Genomic DNA, 19,216 nt, shown 5'->3' on the forward strand with positions numbered 1-19,216 from the left:
AGCTCATTTTACCTACGAAAAATAGGGAAAATGAGCTTTTTAACATTGCCACAAACATCCTTTTTAAGACTTAGACATCTTGGCAGTCAATTCACTTATTACAAAGATAATGATTGGTGTCACATAAAACATCGGCTGTGTCACGCCACAAAGACCAACAATGACAGCCTGAGCAATCATAGTCAAGCGCACTAGTTGCTGAACGGCAACTTTACGTGCATTTTCTGGCAATGGATAAAGCATGTCCATACGGAATTCTCCACTAGCTATTAATGCTTGCTTTAGCTGAATCGTCGTTGCAAAGCTAAGTGCACCCGCCACAATCCATGTTACCAATGGGATATTGACAAAGGCTGCAATTACGGCTGAGATAACCGTTAATCGAAGCCATAAATAAAAATGATCGTCTGTACGAATAAAAGTACGGAACACTAAATACTTTTGAGCATTGCCCTTTTGGTAGGGAATAAAATTGTAAAACCAGTCAAGCCACGCTCTCCGTCGAATACTTCCATGCAGATGGGGTACATCTGTGAAATAATTTGCAAAACGGTAGAAACTCATCATGCGATTTTGTTCTAGTTTTACAAAATGTTCATACGGTACAGGCTCATTCGCACATTTTTTGCGAAACACCAATACATAGATACATCCGATGACCGCCACAACGAGTGCTAAAAGAAGCTGCATTTGAAGCCCCATATAAACGGTTACACCAAATATGATCGCGCGTACTAATCGATCGACCCATACATAGTGACCACGTTCACTATAACGATAACTAAATTCTCCCTGTACACTTACAAATTTCAAGGCGATGACAATAAAAAATATGGACCAAATATTAAAAGTTGTTAACTCTGTGACAGCTTTTATTAACGGAATACTAATGATATAAACAATTGCCACAATCCAAACTTGTGACCAAAATGTCCACGCTAGCGCCTTTTTAAAATACTGTGACATTTTTGATTCTAATGGCAATAAATATACTTGGTCTGGCTCGCGCAATAATGTTGTTGGGCGGCTAAATGCTAATAGGATACCGATTATTAAAGCAATGAGCCCTTCCGCCGGAAAATCTGTTTCTACGATTTTCAACCATTCACTATATTGATAGCCCCCGGCTCCAACAAGAAATACAAGTACAATCGCAATATGTCCAGTAAAAATAAACTGCATATATTTTTGTACTTCACTGATATAGTGCATGAAGCGCGAGGACCATACATCACGCATGTTCTTCATGGTCCCGCTCCTTCGTCATAGCAATATAGAGGTCATCTAACGTTGCATGTGGCATTGCAAATGCTTTACGTAAATCAGCCATCGTTCCTTGCGCTCGCACTCTTCCTTCATGCAATAAAATAATGCGGTCACAATGTTTTTCGGCCGTCGATAAAATGTGCGTAGACATTAAAATCGATGCCCCCTCTTTTTTCTTTGTATCCATTTGATCTAGCAATGATTGAATACCAAGCGGGTCGAGCCCAACAAACGGCTCGTCTATAATATAGAGGCTTGGATTAACTAAAAACGCACACATGATCATTACTTTTTGACGCATCCCTTTAGAGAAATGCGATGGAAACCAGTTTAAACGCTTTTCCATTCGAAATTCTTTTAACAATAGTTCAGAACGGGCCGCGAGTGTAGCCTCATCTAAACCATAGGCCATTGCTGTTAATGCCAGATGTTCACGCAATGTTAACTCATCATATAAAACTGGTGTTTCAGGAATATATGAAAATGCTGTTCGATACTTGTCCGTGTTTTCTTTTAACGTTACGCCATTTAGACGAATGTCGCCTTCTTTTGGAAGCATTGTACCTATGATATGTTTAATGGTCGTACTTTTACCTGCACCATTTAAACCTATTAGCCCGACAAGTTCTCCTTTACCTATTGTAAATGACAAATCTTTAATAACAGGCTTTTTCGTATAACCACCTGTCACATGTTGCACTTCTAATACCGACATACCCTCACTCCTCTTCTAGTTATTATTTTATCAAAAATTAGCAAATGATTCAGTTATGAGTATGATAGAATAAACTTACATATTAAATAAGGGGGATTTTACGAATGAGCGATTGCCTATTTTGCAAAATCATTGATGGAACAATTCCAAGCACAAAAGTATATGAAGATGAACATGTCTATGCATTCACGGACATTGCACCTGTTGCAAAAGGTCATACTTTATTAATACCTAAACAGCACTGCCAAGACCTATTTGAAATGCCTGAAGATGTAGCGCGTAATTTATATGCGGTCGCACCTAAGCTAGCCAATGCCATTAAAGCAGCATTTAACCCAATTGGCATGAATACTATTAATAACAATGGTGCAGCAGCTGGACAAACTGTTTTCCACTACCACTTACATTTTATTCCGCGTTATGACGAAAAAGAAGGCTTAGGCTTAATTTGGCAAACACAAAAATATACCCCAGCGCAATTGACAGAAGTTGCCGACAGCATTAAAGCGAATCTTTAATCCATTCTTTGGTGCCAGGCACGCAAACAATTTGCATACATGAATGCTGGTTACAATTGGACATGAAACGCTATTGTCAAACGAACAATTTTAGCGTACAATCACTAGTAAGTTTCGCTAACGGTCAAGAGGACACGTTAGGAGATGACTAGATTAGCATAGTTGAGGAGAGATTAGAAATGAATACAAAAAATTTAGTGTTAATGGCACTCTTAGTTGGTGTCGGTGCTGCCCTTTATGTGGTCACACCAGGTATGGTTAATGGCATGAAACCTGACTTCATGTTAACAATGATGTTTATCGGTATTTTATTGTTCCCTACAATAAAAGAAACGTTTTTACTTTCCTTGTCAACAGGGGTACTATCAGGTTTGTTTACAACTTTCCCAGCAGGCTTTATCCCAAATATTATTGATAAAGCAGTTACTGGATTTGCGTTTTTAGCAATACTGATCGTGCTGAAAAAAGTCGTGAGTCATTTTGCTGTATCAGCTATTTTAGTTGGGTTAGGTACCATTTTATCAGGTACAGTCTTTTTATCCGTTGCCCTTTTTGTGTTTAACGCAAACGTTGGCGCAACATTCACAATGTTATTTGTTGGTGTTGTCATACCAGCTGTTGCATTTAACGTCGTAGCCTTTGTGATTATCTATCCAATCGTTGCAAAATTAGTGAAACGCTCTAAATTCAACACGGCCATTTCACAAGCTTTATAACAGCAGCAGCTATTGCTTGTTGCTACACTTTTTAAACGAACAATGAAGACAGGTACGAACGTACGACGTTTCAAGCCTAAATATAAGGGAAGAAGCTAAAATGTGAAGCAAAATCACTCGTTTAGCTTCTTTTTTCTTTTTGAATCTATAGATTTCATGGTTTAATAGAGGAAAAGATAACAAATATAGAAATGAGGGTACTTAATTATGAAAGCAAGACCATTTTTACTCGGATTAACAACAGGCATTATTGGTGGCGCCATTGCGGTCCTTTTTTCAACACCTCAATCAGGCCAACAATTACGCACTACTTTACTGTCAAACACAGATAGTGCAAAAGAAAAGCTTCAAGATGTAAAATATCAAGTCAACAACGTGAAACAATCCGTTAGCACATTAACAAATGAAGCGAAAAATAATATACCACAAATAATAAATGATCTAAAACAGTCGATTACTACTTTCTCACAGGAAATCGAACCGACAAAGAATAATTTACAACAAGAAATAGAAGCATTACAGAATTCAATTAACGAAATCGAGAAAAACATTGCACAATTTACTGACAAAAAGAAAAAACCACAAGAAAAAGAACAGGCATAAAGTTTCACAAACCGAAATAAAATCACGTTTTTTTATCAAAAATAATCATCAAAATATTATTTTTTAACCACTTTTCAATTTTTTAATTTTTCTAACTTTAAACTTTTTTTCTTTATTGCTATAATAATTTTAAAACGTTAAAGAAAGCAGCAGGTGATGGCTTTGTCAGAGGAATTATACACGCAAAAAGAAGCGATGCTTTACAGTCAAAGAATTGCACAGTTATCAAAGGCCTTATGGAAAGCAGTTGAAAAGGATTGGCAACAGTGGATTAAACCTTATGATCTAAACATTAACGAGCACCATATACTGTGGATTTCCTATCATTTAAAAGGGGCTTCCATTTCAGATGTAGCAAAATTTGGCGTAATGCACGTTTCAACCGCTTTTAACTTCTCTAAAAAACTAGAAGAACGTGGATTACTAAAGTTTTCAAAACGTGATGATGACAAACGTAATACTTATGTAGAGCTCACTGAAACAGGGACAGACCTTATTATTGAAATGAATAGCAATTATCATAACACATATCATTCTGTACTTGAGGGCTCGTTAGCGTTAAAAGACTTATATGGTCGCTTCCCGGAATTTTTAGATGTGATGGCTGTTATTCGTAATATTTATGGTGAAGACTTTATCGATATTTTTGAACGCTCATTTCAACACTTCCGTGATTCCTTTGACACGTTAGAAGAACGTTCAACTGTAAAAGGATAAATGTATGTTAAAAAGGAGGCGTTTCAGAAACATTTCTGAAATACCTCCTTTCTCTTGCATTCTGTTAGAAATCAATTTACATTAAATAGGACCCTTCCCTATTATGGAGTTGATATTGAACATGCATTGCTGGAAAATTTTAAACCTCGAACATCATTATGGCACGACACGTATCATCATGATGGCTGTAATCGTCTTTCTATCTGTCTTTTCAGTGTCCTATGTGACATTTAATTTATTCAATGATGAGTACTATACTGACCATTTATTCTGGCTATTCGTGGTTGTTGTACTTGCTCTTTACCCTATCCATAAATATATACACTTTCTCGCATTATTTGACTTACGCCAGCATCTCAAATTACGTGTCCGTACCCAATTTTACGTTATTCCTGTACTACACATGCGTATCCGAGAGCCCTTATCAAAAACCAGATATATTTTTGCATTACTTGCACCCTTTATTGTGTTAAATACAAGTATCGTTATCGGTACATGGCTATTACCTGCCTATACACATTATGGAACATTACTTTTAGCGTATCATTGCAGTTTATGTTTAATTGATATTCTTTACGTGAAATATTTATTGAATTCACCTAAAGATGCCCAAATCGAAGAAACACCGAAGGGCTATGAAATTTTAGTACCACCTACGATTCATTGATTCGCTTGTACTTGTGTTTTATTGAAGTTTTTTGATATGCTAATAATACTGAAAGAGGGGAGGAATAGACTTGCTATTAATGATTGTAGTTCTATTCTCGGTATTCTATTTATTTCAAATTAACCGCATGACATACGCACTGTGCATGCGACGTGAAATTCCCGAAGAAAACCAACCAAAGATATTCCGAACTATCAATATACTTATTACAATTTTACTTGTATCATTTTATGTTGAAATTTTATTTGCTGTCTAATGAAGACGCATCCGCGCCCGTCCGCACGCGGGTCTTTATTTTTAAAATAGTGAAACAGCTATCGGTTTTAAGTGACGCCAAAATTCTTTTGGCCTCGACCCAAGCGTGCGGTGCGAATGCCTAGATATTGCTAAGAAAAGCTAAGGAAAAACATATCCTTAGCTTTTTGGCATTTTATTAATTAGTATAGGAACGCTGCACCAACAATAATTAATAAAATAAATAGCACAACTAATAAAGCAAAGCCTGAGCCGTAGCCACCGCCACCACCGTATCCTCCGTTGCTCATAACTTCACCCCCTTTCTTTTCTATATCCTATGCGCGTTGAAATTTGAAATTTAGGCTATACTCAAGGGGGAACCATTTTGTTTTTAAAACGTTTATGTTATAGTAAAAAATGGACGAAACGAAATAAGGAGAGAATATCCATATGAAAAAGACTGTATTATCTTTAACATTAGCAGCCTCAATTTTAGCTCTTGGTGCTTGTAGTGGAGCTGATAAAGCGTTAGTTACATCTAAAGTAGGCGATATTTCAGTATCTGATTTTAACGACAAAGCAAAGACTTTAACAGGCTCTTATGTATTACAACAGATGGTGACAGAAAAAGTTTTAGCCGACAAATATGAAGTGACTGATAAAGAAATTAAAGAACAATACGACGCAACAGCATCACAGTTTGGTGATAGCTTCGCACAAGCACTTGCTGAAAACGGCTTAACAGAACAAGGCTTTAAAGATTCTTTACGTGTACAACTGCTTCAAGAAAAAGCTTTAAAAGACAAAGCGATTAAAGAAGAAGACGTAAAAAAATATTATGAACAAATGAAAACAGAATTAAATGGTCGTCATATTCTTGTAGCAGATGAAAAAACTGCGAAAGAAGCTATTGAGAAAATCAAAGGAGGCGCATCTTTTGCTGATGTTGCAAAAGAATACTCAACTGATACTGGTTCTGCAGCAAAAGGCGGCGAGTTAGGTTGGTTTACTGTTGGCTCTATGGTAGATGAGTTCAACGATGCTGCTTATGCACTTCCATTAAATACATTAAGCGAACCAGTTAAATCAAGCTACGGCTATCACGTAATTGAAATTACGGAAAAGCGCGATGTAAAAGGTGTTGGCTCATTTAAAGACGAAGAAGATAAAATTCGTACAACAATGATTAACAAATTAACACAATCTGGTGAAGCTCAAACATTGCTAAAAGACATTGTTGCAAAAATGGCAAAAGATGCAGACTTTAAAACTTCTGATAAAGAATTAAAAGATGCATTACAATCATTTACAACAACATCTGAAGAACAAGCAAAAGCGGCTGAAGAAGCTGCTAAAAAAGCTGAAGAAAAAAGCAAAGACGAGTCTACTGATAAAGAGTCTAAATAATCAAGGCTTGTCGATAGAAAAAAAGGGTTACGCTGATAAAGCGTAACCCTTTTTATTTCCTTTTTGTTTACTGAATACTTGGCTTGTAAAACGAACGATTATCGAGCGGGAATAGTCGCTCTGTAAATTCTCCAGGAGCCGTTTTACCCAATGCTCGCGTAAGCATATTCATTTTCGCATCAATATTATCAATATAATGTAAGATTTCTGCTTCTTGAATCATCGGTTTTTTCGGACTGCCCCATTCTTCTTTCCCGTGATGTGAAAGCACTAAATGTTGTAAAAGCATCACTTCTTCGCCTTCGATTCCAAGCTCACTTGCGATTTTAGCTATTTCATTGACCATAATGGTAATATGACCAAGTAAATTCCCTTCCACTGTGTACATTGTTGCCACAGGTCCGGATAATTCAACAACTTTTCCTATATCGTGTAAAATAATACCCGCGTATAATAAATCTCGATTTAACGTTGGATATAAATCAGCAATTGCTTTTCCTAGTCTCAGCATCGATACCATATGATCCAGCAAGCCAGAAGCATAATCATGATGGTTTTTTGTTGCTGCAGGATATACTAAAATAGCATCCTGGTGCTTTTTAATAGCTGCACGTGTAATACGGGAAATATTCGGGTTTTTAATATCAAAGAAAAATTGTGTTAATTCTTCGTAAAGCTGTTCTTTTGGAGTAGCTGCCGAAGGAACTAAATCATTAACTGCAATTCCCTCCTCTGGTTTTGCCACACGAATCGTTTTAATACGTAATTGATTTTTACCACGATAGTCGTGAATTTCTCCACCTACATGAACAATCGCCTCTGCATGATACATTTTTTCATGCTCTTCGTTTGTGTCCCATAGTTTCGCCTCAATATCTCCACTTTTATCTTGTAGTAATAGTGACATAAATGGCTTACCTACAGTAGTAACCCCTTTTGTCGACTGTTTAATTAATAAAAATTGATCAACTGATTCTCCTACTTGGAGCGTCGTAATACCTTTCATGTGGACGTCACTCCCCTTTCATTTGCTAGTGCTCCTAGATCGACAATTTGTTCTTTTTGCCAAAGTTCGAGCATCCCTTCATGGCAAGTAAAATATAAAATTTGACGTTCATATCCTACTTCTTTCATTAATTGTACCATTTTGTTTGTACGGTTTCGATCAAAATGGACAAAAGGGTCATCCATTATAAACGGGAATGGTGCTGAAGTTGCAAGGGTTTTCGCAAGTGCCATTCGCAGTGAAATATAAGCTTGCTCCTTTGTAGCTTGTGATAATTCTGCTACATGATAGCGTAAGCCAGAAACGGCTTGTGCTTCAAAATAGCCTTCTTCATGAATAAAGAGCTTATCGTAACGGCCAGCTGTTAAGGAATTGAAAATAGCATTTACCTGCGTAAGGACATGTGGCAATTTCTCCTCACGTAGGCGGAATAATGTTTCATGAATTGCGGTTGCTAACATTTTTTTACTAGCCCATTGTTCTATCAGTTGTTGCAATAGTGCTTTTTCTTGCTCAAATTGTTGCAGCAATAGTCCATATTTTTCGTCGTTGAGCAATTGTTCTTTTTCAATCTGCAATGTAGCTCGCTCTTCTAGACATTGATCAATTGTCACTTGAAGGGCATTGCGCTCTTCTTCTACAGCTTGTATTTTTTCATGAAGTTGTTCCCCATTTAGCAAATGCTCTTGCTGCTGTATCTCTAGAGAAGTTAACTGATTTTGAATCGTTTGTAATTGTCCTTGTAGCTTTTGTTGCTGCTGAAAGAGCTCAAACGTCTCATAAAAAGCATGTTCTGAATTGACGTTTGCGCTAGTAAATAACTGTTTTATTTGCGATTCATAGTTTTGCAAAAGTGATTGTGTCTCTTGCTTTTTTGAAAGTAGATGGGCAACTTGTTCTGTTGTTTGTAACATTTGTTGTTGTGCCTGCTGAATCGCTAAGTAGCTTGTGCGCAGATGCATAAAAATTTCCTGCTCACTATATTCATTTTTTAAAACTTGCTGTACCGCTTCATAAAGCTCGTTTTTTTCATTTTGTATCGCATGCAAAAGCTTGAATGTGCTCCTTTGCTTTACGTCCATTTCCTGTACAGCGCGAATGCGCATAAACAACTCCGGCAATAAAGTCCTTGGTACATTTCCTTCTAAATGAAAACGCCGCAAAAAGTTTTCCAGCATTTGATTTGCTTCAGCGCTTGTTTGTTCTGCTTGTTGAATTTTATGTTCGAGCTGTGCATACTGACGTTCTTTATCGCGCTGTTGTTCATTAGCTACTATCCATCGATCCTCAAGACGCTGTTTGTTTACAAGCAACTGTTGAACTACGTGTTCTTCTTGCTCTAATTCCTTTAGTAAGTGGCTATTACGCTCTAGCGGCTCTTCTTCCACTTGTTTAGCATGGTTTAAAAACAATAAGAATAATAAGCCTAAGATGGCTCCTATTACAATGACCGCCCAATTCTTTTCAACAACACCATAAACAACTGCCACAATACTTATAGCTAACACGAGATAAATAAAAAGTATTGGTTGCTTCGGTTTCGAGCGTTGTAACTGAACATGCCGTAATTGTTCCAAGCGCCTTTTTTTCTGGGGCCACTGTGCTAAAATATGTTCTTCTTCAGCGGTTAATGCCTCCTGTTGAAGCTGCTTTTTCTGTCGAGCAATGTTATCTAATTCCGCATGTATTTGCTCTAATGATTGTAAATAAAACTTCAGCTCTTCTTCTGTTGTATTTAAGACGGTCAATTGTCGTTGAAATTGTTCTTCTTGTTGTAATGATACAGTTCCCTCCAGAAGTATTGCTTGCGCCTCTTTTTCTTGTACACCTAATAAACGAAACTGGGCTTCGATGTCTTGCTGTAGGACAAATAGCTCGTCCTTTAAGTTCTGTTCTTTAACAACAAGCTGATTCCACGTTGCTTCTTTATGCATCAGCCTTGTTATTTCTTCAATGGTCTTTTCATCTGCGGTCAATTGTAGCTTACTTTGTAGAGCTTGATATTGGTCCTCTAGTTGCGTCAGTTGCAACGTTTCATGCGTCAGTCGATCTTTTAACTGTTCATAGCGTCTAATTCCTTCTGGAGGGAATTGAACAGGTGCATTGCTATTCAGTGACTGCTGTAGCTTATCTTGCTGTTCAATCAGTGGCAGCGCTTGTTTCATGATAGTGAGTTGTTGCCATTGATGTTGCAAAGTTTTTTGCTGGCCGTATAAATCCTTTAGCTGGTGTTCGAGGTGCTGTAATTTAAGCGATTTAGCTTCAAAGGTCTGAATGGTCGCCTGTTCTTTTTTAATCGTCTTTTCAAGCTGCTTTAAATGCTCAATCTTTTGATTAATAAGTGGCAGCTTACCAGATTTTTTAAAAAGCTCGCCAGCATCTTTGTCTACTTTCTTTTCAAGTGCAGATAGTTGATGAATACCGGTCGTTCCCGATGCGAGCAATAAATGCGTCAGTTCATCCTCCGACATTTTTTCAATGCCTTGTAGTTCATGAATGGAAAATGAAAAAATAGCTTCGAATGATGCGCGTGAATAGCCATATAAAAGCTTCGCTAACAGTTCCTCATGCCCCTTTGTACCATCTGCTGTATAAACTGTGACATCACCCGTTGCCTTTCCTTTTACACGTTCAATTGTACACTGACCATAGATTGGGTGTTGAATGGTCAACTGACCGCCAAATTTCGGTGATGTTTTCGGCTCATATTTCCGCTGGCTTTGCTGCTTTGTTGGAAAACCAAAAAGCATCTGCAGTATAAATTGCTGGATTGTCGTTTTCCCAGCTTCATTCATACCGTAAAAAATGGTCACACCGTCTTGGAGAGAGATGGTGATATTTTCATGTTTACCAAAGCCGTAAATGTGGATTTTCTGTATCGTTAACAAAGTTCTCACACCCTTTGAATTTCATCCGCTAATAACGCCTGCGCCTCAAGCTTCAAATGCTTAATTTCTCGTTCCGTTAAAGGTTCAACAAATCTCGCACCACTCGCATGTTGGTACAAATCCTTTAAAATATCCTTCCACTCCGTAATGTCCCATTGATCCATAACACTTATTACCGATTCTGTTATAGCTGTCGGTTCAGAAGATGCTGTACTCTTATGGATAAATAGTTTTTGCACCCACCCCATCGGTTCAATGCCATCCTCTGCTTCGCGAATGGTTTCTAGCCATTCATCTATTGTGGCATGTTCAAATAATGCTTCAGCCTCATCATCTATATGGTTTAGGTGCAAGTCAATAACAGAGGCACCATATTCCATACGATTAATGGCGATGGCCTCCTCGCATTTTTGCAGTAACTCGTTGGCATGCATTACATTTGTACAATCCACTTCTACGACGTTATAAACAACAGCAGAGGTTGGTACAAATGTTAAATTAGCAGAGGTTTGTGACAAGGTTACATCGTAAAACCCTTTTATGCCTTGTTCATTACGATGGCGGCTTTGAATATTGCCCGGATAAACTATTGGCGGTTCTTTGTGTAATAACTGTCGTTTATGAATATGCCCAAGCGCCCAATAATGATATCCTTTTGCAAGAAGTTGCTCTTTTTTAAATGGTGCATAGACCGCGTGTGTTAAATCACTAGCTTCACTGCCATGCAACATACCTATATGGATAGCATGCTGATCCTGCGCAACTGGATAATGGTGGATCATCGCTTCCTTTACATGACGCTGACCATAGCTGAAGCCATAAATATTTACCTGCTGACCACGAATTTTTAATTGCACAACACTTGTATCTGCTGGTAATTCGTAAACATTGCTCGGCAAGGCAAAGCGTGTCCAAGAACCGTGTAAATGATCGTGATTGCCATAGCTGACAATAACAGGGATGTTATGCTCAAAAAGTGTTTCCATTGCTGATTGAAAACGTCTTTGTGCCTGTAAACTGCGATTTTCTCCATCATAAATATCACCAACAATAAGCAAGAAATCCGGTCTTTCTTCGATTGCCCTATGAATAATTTTATCAAATGCTTCAAAGGTACTTGCTCTAATTTTCTTAAGATTATTGTCAGGTAATCCAAATAAGCCTTTAAAAGGACTATCTAAATGTAAATCTGCCATATGGAAAAAACGAATTGCGGACATCTAATCACCTCTATAAATAAATGGAATCTCATAATTAAGTCTAGATTTTGATTTTGCTTGTAGATTTGTGCTATCTACAGAAAGGATGAATCAAAAGCGAATATTTGTTCTATTTTATCATACTTCCTACAATATGAGAAACGAATTCATGTAACAGCCCTTCTTGAGGTTGTACTAAATTTTCCACAATTTTCGTAAATTATCGAAATATTCGCTAGATATACCGTGAAGTTTATATTTCTTCTATGTATAATAGAGATATAATTTAGTAAAGGGTGGGGTTTGTGTATGAATAATTATCGTTTTACAGCTTTTGAGAAAACTGGGGAAACTTTGTATGATGAAACTTGGACATTTGAAAACGATGAAGCAGCAAAAGTAAACGGTCAACAGCAAATCGAAGAAAAGGGAGTTGCGGAAAAAACACACCGCCTTGTGAACTCTTCAGGAAAATTAATATTATTCCATGTTTAATTGATGACGCATGTCACATTGTAATCAGCTATATTTGTGAAAATAGGTAAGCCCCGCCACTTCGCTTTTTGTGGTCGAGCAACGAGCATTCTCTCCTTGCATCATGCATGCAATGGAATCTCGTTGTCTCGCTACAGAAATGTTCGTGGCGGGGCTTACGTTGTATCATTTATTCTTTTCGAAAATGTTAAGCTGTGACCTATATCTTTGATTACATAAATGCCTTATTGTCCTACAAAGACAGGTGTTCTTTTTTCAACAAATGCATGAATGCCTTCTAAATGATCTGCCGTTTTTCGCATAGCAGATTGCCCTTGAGCTTCCATCGCTAAAATGCTCTCTAATTGAGGCATATTCTGACTATGCAAAATTCTTTTTGTCATAATCATTGACGCAATTGGTGAAGCAAGCATCTTTCCTACTAACTGATCAGCCACTGCAAAAACCGACCCTTCAGGTGCAACATAATCAATTAAGCCTACACTATGTGCTTCCTCGGCTGTTAGCACTTTTCCTTCCCAAATCATTTGTTTTGCCTTTACAGTGCCAATTCTTTCCTTCATAAAGAAATGACCCCCACCATCTGGTATTAAGCCAATCCCGATAAAGTTCATTGCCAGCTTGCTATTTTCACAAGCAACGATAATATCTGCACCAAGTGTTAAACTAAATCCTAACCCCGCTGAAGCACCATGAACTGCAGCTATCACAATCATTGGTAGTTGGTAATAAGCCTTAACAATTCGGGTTAAATAGCCCATTGCCTCATCAATATTTAACGGCTTATGAGGATCAAGCATTGCCTTAATATCCCCGCCCGCAGAAAAAACTTTACCTTCCCCGCGAATAACCAAAACCTGTATTTCCTGTTCTTGCTGTAATGCTTCAAAACACTCTGCTAATTCACGCATCATCACATCATCCATTGCATTCATCGCTTGTGGTCGATTGAGCGTTAATGTTGCACGACGCTCTAATTTTTCTAATGTAATTGTTGAAAATTCCATGTCCACACCCCCAAATATGAATAGTCATTCACTATGTACTATTCGGCTTTTTTTGGAAAACTCCTTCTGTTCTACGCAAAATAGCGGTTGTTATGCTATATTTAATGTCGAATAATGAAATTAAAGGTGGGTATTTTTGTGACACAAAAGGACTTTCGTGTATTACTTTATTATAAATATGTTGCTATCGAGGATCCTGAAGCATTTGCAGCAGAGCATTTAGCATTCTGTAAAGAACTTGGATTACTCGGTCGTATTTTAGTAGGATTAGAGGGCATTAACGGGACAGTTTCTGGTACGGTTGAACAAACGGAACAGTATATGAATCATATGAAGGCGGACCCTCGTTTTAAAGATATTATGTGGAAAATCGATGAAGCAGAAGGACATACCTTTAAAAAAATGCATGTACGTCCTCGCAAAGAGATTGTCCACCTAGGGCTAGAACAGGATATTAACCCATTAGAAATAACAGGCGATTATTTAACACCTAAGGAATTTATGACGCTTATGCAGAAAGATAATACCGTTATTATCGATGCACGAAATGATTATGAATTTGATTTAGGACATTTCCGCAATGCTGTGCGTCCAGATATCGAAAACTTCCGCGATCTTCCTGCTTGGATGGAGGAACATAAAGAGGATTTTGTTGGTAAAGACATTTTAACTTATTGCACAGGTGGCATTCGCTGCGAAAAGTTCTCTGGTTGGTTAAAGCGAGAGGGCTACGGTGAAAGTGTCGGTCAATTACATGGCGGTATTGCCACGTATGCTAAAGACCCTGACGTTCAGGGACAATTATGGGATGGACAGATGTTTGTTTTTGACCGCCGTCGCAGTGTGCCGATTAATCAGGTAGAGCATGTGATTGTTGGCAAAGACTATTTCACAGGAGAGCCAACAGAGCGTTATACAAATTGCGCTAATCCGGAATGTCATAAATTAATGCTATGCGAGGAAAAGCATGAGGCATTTTATATGCGCAGCTGTTCAGATGATTGTCGTCGCGCCAAACGGAATTTCTTTGTTGAAGAAAATGGCTGGACAGAAGAGCAAGTGGAAGAACAAATCGCAAAAATTGCACAAGTTCAACGTTAAATTGTTTGAGTGACTGGCACTGCGGGCAAGCGACTTACATTTCGTGCTTCCCGCAGAAGCCCTAATTGTGTGAGTGACTGGCACCGGCTAAATAACGTCCTACTTGCCGTCCAGTGAATAAACATCCGCCAACAAATGTGCCTTCCAACGCGCGGTATCCGTGTACCCCACCGCCACCGAAACCACTCACTTCTCCAGCTGCAAATAACCCTGGTACTGGCAGTCCGTCCATACCAATTACAGCTCCATCTAAATTGGTTTGTAATCCCCCTAATGTTTTACGGGTTAAAATATTTAAGCGCACTGCAATTAGTGGCCAATTTTTTGTATCTAACATTTTATGAGGCTTTGCAACGCGCACGACCTTATCACCAATATAATTTCTCGCTCCGTAAATAGCATTCACTTGTACATCCTTCGTAAATTTATTATCCATTTCGCGATCTCGTGCTAGAATTTGTTCCTTAATTTTTATAAAATCAAGCAAGTCATTACCTGCAAGTTTATTCATACCATCGACGAGTTGCTTTAAATCGTTCGCTATAACAAAGTCCTCACCATGATTTTTGAATGCTTGAATCGGCGCAGGTGGACCAGGCAATATACGTTTCAGCAACTGCGGGATGCTTCTATTTGTTAAATCTGGATTTTGCTCTGAACCAGATAAAGCAAACTCCTTTTCAATAATTTTCTCCGTTAAAATAAACCATGAATAATCATAACCTGTTTTTTGAATAGCCTCTAATGTGCTTAATGTATCAAACCCTGGAAAGTTGGGTGTCCCAAAGCGATTTCCCTCGGCATCAAACCACAAAGAAGATGGGCCTGGTAAAATACGAATACCGTGATTGGGCCAAATTGGATCCCAATTTTTCAATCCCTCTGTATAATGCCACATACGATCACGATTAACGATACGACCACCTACATGTTCAGTAATTTCTAGCATTCGGCCGTCTACATATGCTGGCACACCACATACCATATTTTTTGGTGGTGCCCCAAGTCGAGCTGGCCAATTTTTGCGCACTAAGTCAATATTGGCACCAATACCACCACTTGCTACAATAACCGCATCTGCTTCATAGGAAAATGCACCAATGCCTAGACGCGAACTTTGCTCTCCACGTTGGGCAAAGCTTTCTGCTAAAATTGTGCCACTTATCCCTGCAATTTTGTCGCTTTTTTGTATAAATTCATCGACACGGTGCCTCGGCTTAAAATCTACAAAGCCTTCCTTAATCGCTTTTTTCACTTTATCGGCAAATGGCTTTACAATCCCTGGACCTGTGCCCCACACAATATGAAAACGCGGAACTGAATTACCGTGACCACCTGCTAATGAGCCCCCACGTTCAGCCCAACCAACAACAGGGAAAAACTTTATTCCGAACGATTTAAGCCAAGCATATTTTTCTCCGGCAGCAAAATCTACATACGCTCGTGCCCATTTGTAAGCCCATGCATCCTCATCTTCCAATCGGTCGAAACCAGCAGTCCCTAGCCAATCCTGCCATGCAAGTTCTTTACTATCCTTAATGCCAAGCCTCTTTTGCTCTGGTGAATTTACTAAAAAGATGCCACCAAAAGACCAAAATGCCTGTCCCCCCATCGAATTTTCCGGCTCCTGATCTACTAACAGTACACGCTTCTTCGCATCTATTAATTCACAGGCAGCAACAAGTCCAGCCAGTCCAGCACCAACAATCGCTACATCATATTTCATGCCCACACCCCCTAAAATCTAAATCCAGCTTTCTTTACATACATTCTTCTCTTGTGGTTGCTTTACCTTCTAACTTTTTATTACTTTGCCAAAAATGTTTCAGCACAAAATTGTTCGCCTTCCGCATCAAAATAAAGAAAGTTTATTGGAAATAATCTATTATATTCCAATAATTATTTATTGTTTTTTCATCATTTCATTCTCTAGAAATCCCCATGTCACCTGTCTTGACAGATTCGTTAGCGCTTACATTGTCCTCTACAAAAAGACGAACATTATTAAATTAAAAAGTTGATATAGTTCGTTTTTAGGTATTTTTCAGACTTTTGAAGTGAAGAATTTTAATCTTTTTTCGATTTATTGTTGACAAAGGTGAACAATAAGGATTATGATGTTATCAAATTTAATCACACAAAAATATAACGACGGAGACACGCTAGTCGAAAGAAAATCCAAAGAGAGCTGATGGTTGGTGTAAATCAGTGATTTCTACGATATAGTTCCACTCCCGAATAGATAAGCCGAAACTGTCAAAGTAAGCCTATCCGTCACATGCACGTTACGCATATAGCTAAGACTGCAACGAAATCCTTTCGTTCAGTGATTAAGGGTGGTACCGCGAACCTATATTTATTCAGCCTTTCGCCCCTTACGACACAATACCTGTGTTTGTAAGGCGTGGAGGGCTTTTATATTGTTTCGAATAAAGAAAGGAGATTGTTTGCATGCTGTAAGATGCCGCAATATTACAAAATCCGGACTGTCACATAGAGACACCACTAATAATTTTATTTAAAAGGAGCTAATTACAAATGACAACTGCAACAAAAACTATTAACGTATTTATCGCTGACCCACTAAGTGAAGATGGTATTTTCCCACTACGCCAAGAAAAAGATTTAAACTTAAACGTTATTATTGATACTGGGCTAGCACCAGAGGAATTAATTGCAAAAATCGCTGATATCGACGTATTACTTGTGCGTTCTCAAACTACTGTGACACGTGAAGTAATCGAAGCTGCAAAAAATTTAAAATTAATCGGACGTGCCGGTGTAGGCGTTGACAACATTGACCTAGCTGCTGCAACAGAGCATGGTATTATCGTAGTAAATGCTCCAGATGGTAACACAAACTCTGCAGCTGAACATACAATCGCCATGATGACTTCTCTTGCTCGTCACATTCCACAAGCTTTCAACACACTGAAAAACGGTAAATGGGACCGTAAATCATATGTTGGGGTTGAGCTTAAAAATAAAACATTAGGTGTTGTTGGTTTCGGTCGTATCGGTGTAGAGGTAGCTTACCGTGCAAAAGGGCAACGTATGAATATTATGGCGTACGATCCATTCTTAACTGATGAACGTGCAATTGAATTAGGTGTGACAAAATCTACTGTAGAAGAAATTTGTGCTGCTGCTGATTTCATTACAGTACACACACCATTACTTCCTGAAACACGTAACCTTATTAACAAAGAAAAATTCGCTATGATGAAAGATGGCGTACGCATCATTAACTGCGCACGTGGTGGTATCATCAATGAAGACGATTTATATGATGCGATTGTAGAAGGCAAAGTAGCAGGTGCAGCACTAGACGTATTCGTTTCTGAACCAGCAACTGATCATAAATTACTAACTTTACCACAAGTTATTGCAACACCTCACTTAGGTGCATCTACAATTGAGGCGCAAGAATCTGTAGCGGTTGACGTTTCTAATGACATTATTAAATTCTACAAAACAGGTACAGTGACAAACCCAGTTAATATGCCTTCAATTCCAAAAGAACTTCTTGCACAAGTAGAACCTTTCTTTGAATTAGCTGAAAAACTTGGTTCATTCTTATCACAAGTAACAGTAGAACCAGTAAAAGAGATTAACTTATCTTATGCTGGTGAAGTAGCAAATTACGACGTACGTCCTTTAACTTCAAATGCATTAAAAGGATTACTAGCTAAAAACCATGGTAACCACGTCAATGACGTTAATGCTCGCTACTTATCTGAACGTATCGGCATGAAAATTAACGAACATAAAACTACTACTGCTAAAGGCTTCACAAGCTTAATTACGATTGAAGTAAAAACAGCAAATGAAACACATACAGTAGCTGGTACATTACTAAATGGCCTTGGCGCACGTATTGTAAAAGTAGAAAACTACGTAGTAGACGTTGTACCAGAAGGTCACCTTCTTTACATTAAAAACACAGATAAACCAGGTGCAATTGGACGTGTGGCAACAAAGTTAGCTGAAAAAGACATTAACATCGCTACGATGCAAGTGGGACGCGCTGAAATTGGCGGAACAGCTGTTATGATGCTTACTATTGATAATGTTGTGACAGAAGAAGATTTAGCATTCGTTGCACAACTTGAAAACATCGACGAAGTAAAAGCAATTGATCTTTAATCATTAACATACACAAGCAGAGAGTGATTACTCTCTGCTCAGATTGTCGACAAAAGGCATCAAGAAGTTTTAACCTTGATGCCTTTTGTCATTTTTTATAGTAAATAATTGGATTTCATTCCCAAGTTGACCATTCTCTATGAGCAGATCTACTCTCCTTAAGCAGCTTGCCATGTCCAAGTAGCAAGCTTTTTCAAGTTCATGGCAGCAAAAGTAAGCATCGCCTGCATGGACAATTTTTTAAGACCCCTTAAGTTTGTCCATCGCATACCATGCTTTTCTTTTGCATCTGCAAAGACACGTTCAATCGTTTCTTTGCGCTTTGCATAAATTTGTTTAATATCATATGAATGGCGTAAATGTTCAGCTTCTTCCATATATGTTTCCCATATATGACGTTGAATAAGTTTTTGATGATTCTTGCTTTCTGTACATTGTGATAGCCAGGGGCAATTAGCACAAAATTTATAGTTGATTGATAGCAATTCATATCAAGTTGATTGGAGCGAAGGGCGGGCGACTCCTGCG

The 19,216-nt window shown here is 38.2% G+C and carries 18 protein-coding genes and 1 pseudogene; 10 read left to right on the forward strand and 9 right to left on the reverse strand.

The features are described 5' to 3' along the window. Positions 1 to 63: 63 nt before the first annotated feature. Positions 64 to 1,248, reverse strand: a complete 1,185-nt coding sequence (locus MHH88_RS18520; protein WP_339259925.1) for an ABC transporter permease — start codon at positions 1,246 to 1,248, stop codon at positions 64 to 66. Beyond that, the gene (locus MHH88_RS18525; protein WP_069514640.1) at positions 1,232 to 1,981 is read right to left on the reverse strand and encodes an ABC transporter ATP-binding protein; all 750 of its coding nucleotides are present in this window, start codon (positions 1,979 to 1,981) and stop codon (positions 1,232 to 1,234) included. The genes MHH88_RS18520 and MHH88_RS18525 overlap by 17 nt, the downstream gene beginning before the upstream one ends. Positions 1,982 to 2,085: 104 nt before the next feature. Between MHH88_RS18525 and MHH88_RS18530 the strand changes: the two genes are divergently transcribed. The 6 genes from MHH88_RS18530 (at position 2,086) to MHH88_RS18555 (ending at position 5,458) form a co-directional block, all read left to right on the forward strand. Next, on the forward strand, positions 2,086 to 2,499 hold the full coding sequence (locus MHH88_RS18530) for an HIT family protein (protein WP_107895431.1): 414 nt from the start codon (positions 2,086 to 2,088) through the stop codon (positions 2,497 to 2,499). Between the two features lie 179 nt (positions 2,500 to 2,678). After that, on the forward strand, positions 2,679 to 3,215 hold the full coding sequence (locus tag MHH88_RS18535; protein WP_069514646.1) for a tryptophan transporter: 537 nt from the start codon (positions 2,679 to 2,681) through the stop codon (positions 3,213 to 3,215). 207 nt (positions 3,216 to 3,422) lie between these two features. Further along, positions 3,423 to 3,818 carry a YtxH domain-containing protein gene (locus tag MHH88_RS18540; RefSeq protein ID WP_339259928.1) on the forward strand — a complete coding sequence of 132 codons (396 nt, stop codon included), beginning with the start codon at positions 3,423 to 3,425 and terminating at the stop codon, positions 3,816 to 3,818. Positions 3,819 to 3,974: 156 nt separating this feature from the next. Further along, complete coding sequence (locus tag MHH88_RS18545) at positions 3,975 to 4,535, forward strand: HTH-type transcriptional regulator Hpr (protein ID WP_029747195.1); 561 nt, start codon at positions 3,975 to 3,977, stop codon at positions 4,533 to 4,535. 121 nt (positions 4,536 to 4,656) lie between these two features. Further along, entirely contained in the window at positions 4,657 to 5,202 is a 546-nt protein-coding gene (locus MHH88_RS18550) for a DUF3267 domain-containing protein (protein ID WP_339259930.1), read from the forward strand. A gap of 70 nt (positions 5,203 to 5,272) precedes the next feature. Beyond that, positions 5,273 to 5,458 (forward strand): hypothetical protein, encoded by a 186-nt coding sequence (locus MHH88_RS18555; protein WP_010857338.1) that lies wholly within the window; start codon positions 5,273 to 5,275, stop codon positions 5,456 to 5,458. Between the two features lie 181 nt (positions 5,459 to 5,639). Here MHH88_RS18555 and MHH88_RS18560 read toward each other — a convergent pair whose 3' ends face one another. Continuing rightward, positions 5,640 to 5,747 (reverse strand): YjcZ family sporulation protein, encoded by a 108-nt coding sequence (locus MHH88_RS18560; RefSeq protein WP_080647610.1) that lies wholly within the window; start codon positions 5,745 to 5,747, stop codon positions 5,640 to 5,642. Positions 5,748 to 5,889: 142 nt separating this feature from the next. On the opposite strand from MHH88_RS18560, the gene MHH88_RS18565 reads away from it, so the two are divergent. After that, the gene (locus MHH88_RS18565) at positions 5,890 to 6,846 is read left to right on the forward strand and encodes a peptidylprolyl isomerase (RefSeq protein ID WP_069514651.1); all 957 of its coding nucleotides are present in this window, start codon (positions 5,890 to 5,892) and stop codon (positions 6,844 to 6,846) included. 67 nt (positions 6,847 to 6,913) lie between these two features. Here the strand turns inward: MHH88_RS18565 and yhaM are convergent, their stop codons facing one another. From yhaM to MHH88_RS18580, 3 genes are read right to left on the reverse strand one after another with little or no spacing between them, the layout of a single operon-like run. Then, positions 6,914 to 7,852: a 3'-5' exoribonuclease YhaM gene (yhaM, locus tag MHH88_RS18570; protein ID WP_069514654.1), complete on the reverse strand. Its 939-nt coding sequence runs from the start codon at positions 7,850 to 7,852 to the stop codon at positions 6,914 to 6,916. Then, complete coding sequence (locus MHH88_RS18575; protein WP_339259935.1) at positions 7,849 to 10,740, reverse strand: AAA family ATPase; 2,892 nt, start codon at positions 10,738 to 10,740, stop codon at positions 7,849 to 7,851. The genes yhaM and MHH88_RS18575 overlap by 4 nt, the downstream gene beginning before the upstream one ends. 5 nt (positions 10,741 to 10,745) lie before the next feature. After that, complete coding sequence (locus MHH88_RS18580) at positions 10,746 to 11,960, reverse strand: DNA repair exonuclease (protein ID WP_339259937.1); 1,215 nt, start codon at positions 11,958 to 11,960, stop codon at positions 10,746 to 10,748. 288 nt (positions 11,961 to 12,248) lie between these two features. Between MHH88_RS18580 and MHH88_RS18585 the strand changes: the two genes are divergently transcribed. Further along, positions 12,249 to 12,434, forward strand: a complete 186-nt coding sequence (locus MHH88_RS18585; protein WP_024362299.1) for a YhzD family protein — start codon at positions 12,249 to 12,251, stop codon at positions 12,432 to 12,434. A gap of 224 nt (positions 12,435 to 12,658) precedes the next feature. On the opposite strand, the gene MHH88_RS18590 is transcribed toward MHH88_RS18585, so the two are convergent. Next, positions 12,659 to 13,441, reverse strand: coding sequence for an enoyl-CoA hydratase (locus tag MHH88_RS18590; protein WP_339259940.1), 783 nt, complete (start codon positions 13,439 to 13,441; stop codon positions 12,659 to 12,661). A gap of 138 nt (positions 13,442 to 13,579) precedes the next feature. On the opposite strand from MHH88_RS18590, the gene MHH88_RS18595 reads away from it, so the two are divergent. Further along, positions 13,580 to 14,542, forward strand: a complete 963-nt coding sequence (locus MHH88_RS18595) for a rhodanese-related sulfurtransferase (RefSeq protein WP_339259942.1) — start codon at positions 13,580 to 13,582, stop codon at positions 14,540 to 14,542. Positions 14,543 to 14,603: 61 nt separating this feature from the next. Here the strand turns inward: MHH88_RS18595 and MHH88_RS18600 are convergent, their stop codons facing one another. Then, the gene (locus tag MHH88_RS18600; protein WP_339259944.1) at positions 14,604 to 16,268 is read right to left on the reverse strand and encodes an FAD-binding dehydrogenase; all 1,665 of its coding nucleotides are present in this window, start codon (positions 16,266 to 16,268) and stop codon (positions 14,604 to 14,606) included. 812 nt (positions 16,269 to 17,080) lie between these two features. Here MHH88_RS18600 and serA point away from each other — a divergent pair. Next, entirely contained in the window at positions 17,081 to 18,688 is a 1,608-nt protein-coding gene (gene serA, locus MHH88_RS18605) for a phosphoglycerate dehydrogenase (RefSeq protein ID WP_069514668.1), read from the forward strand. A 158-nt stretch (positions 18,689 to 18,846) separates the two neighbouring features. Here serA and MHH88_RS18610 read toward each other — a convergent pair. Beyond that, positions 18,847 to 19,161: pseudogene (locus tag MHH88_RS18610) on the reverse strand (transposase); the annotation flags it as partial. Positions 19,162 to 19,216 lie beyond the last annotated feature (55 nt).

Origin of the sequence: Lysinibacillus sp. FSL K6-3209, assembly GCF_037976175.1 — a bacterium.
GTDB classification, from domain to species: Bacteria; Bacillota; Bacilli; order Bacillales_A; family Planococcaceae; genus Lysinibacillus; species Lysinibacillus sphaericus_D.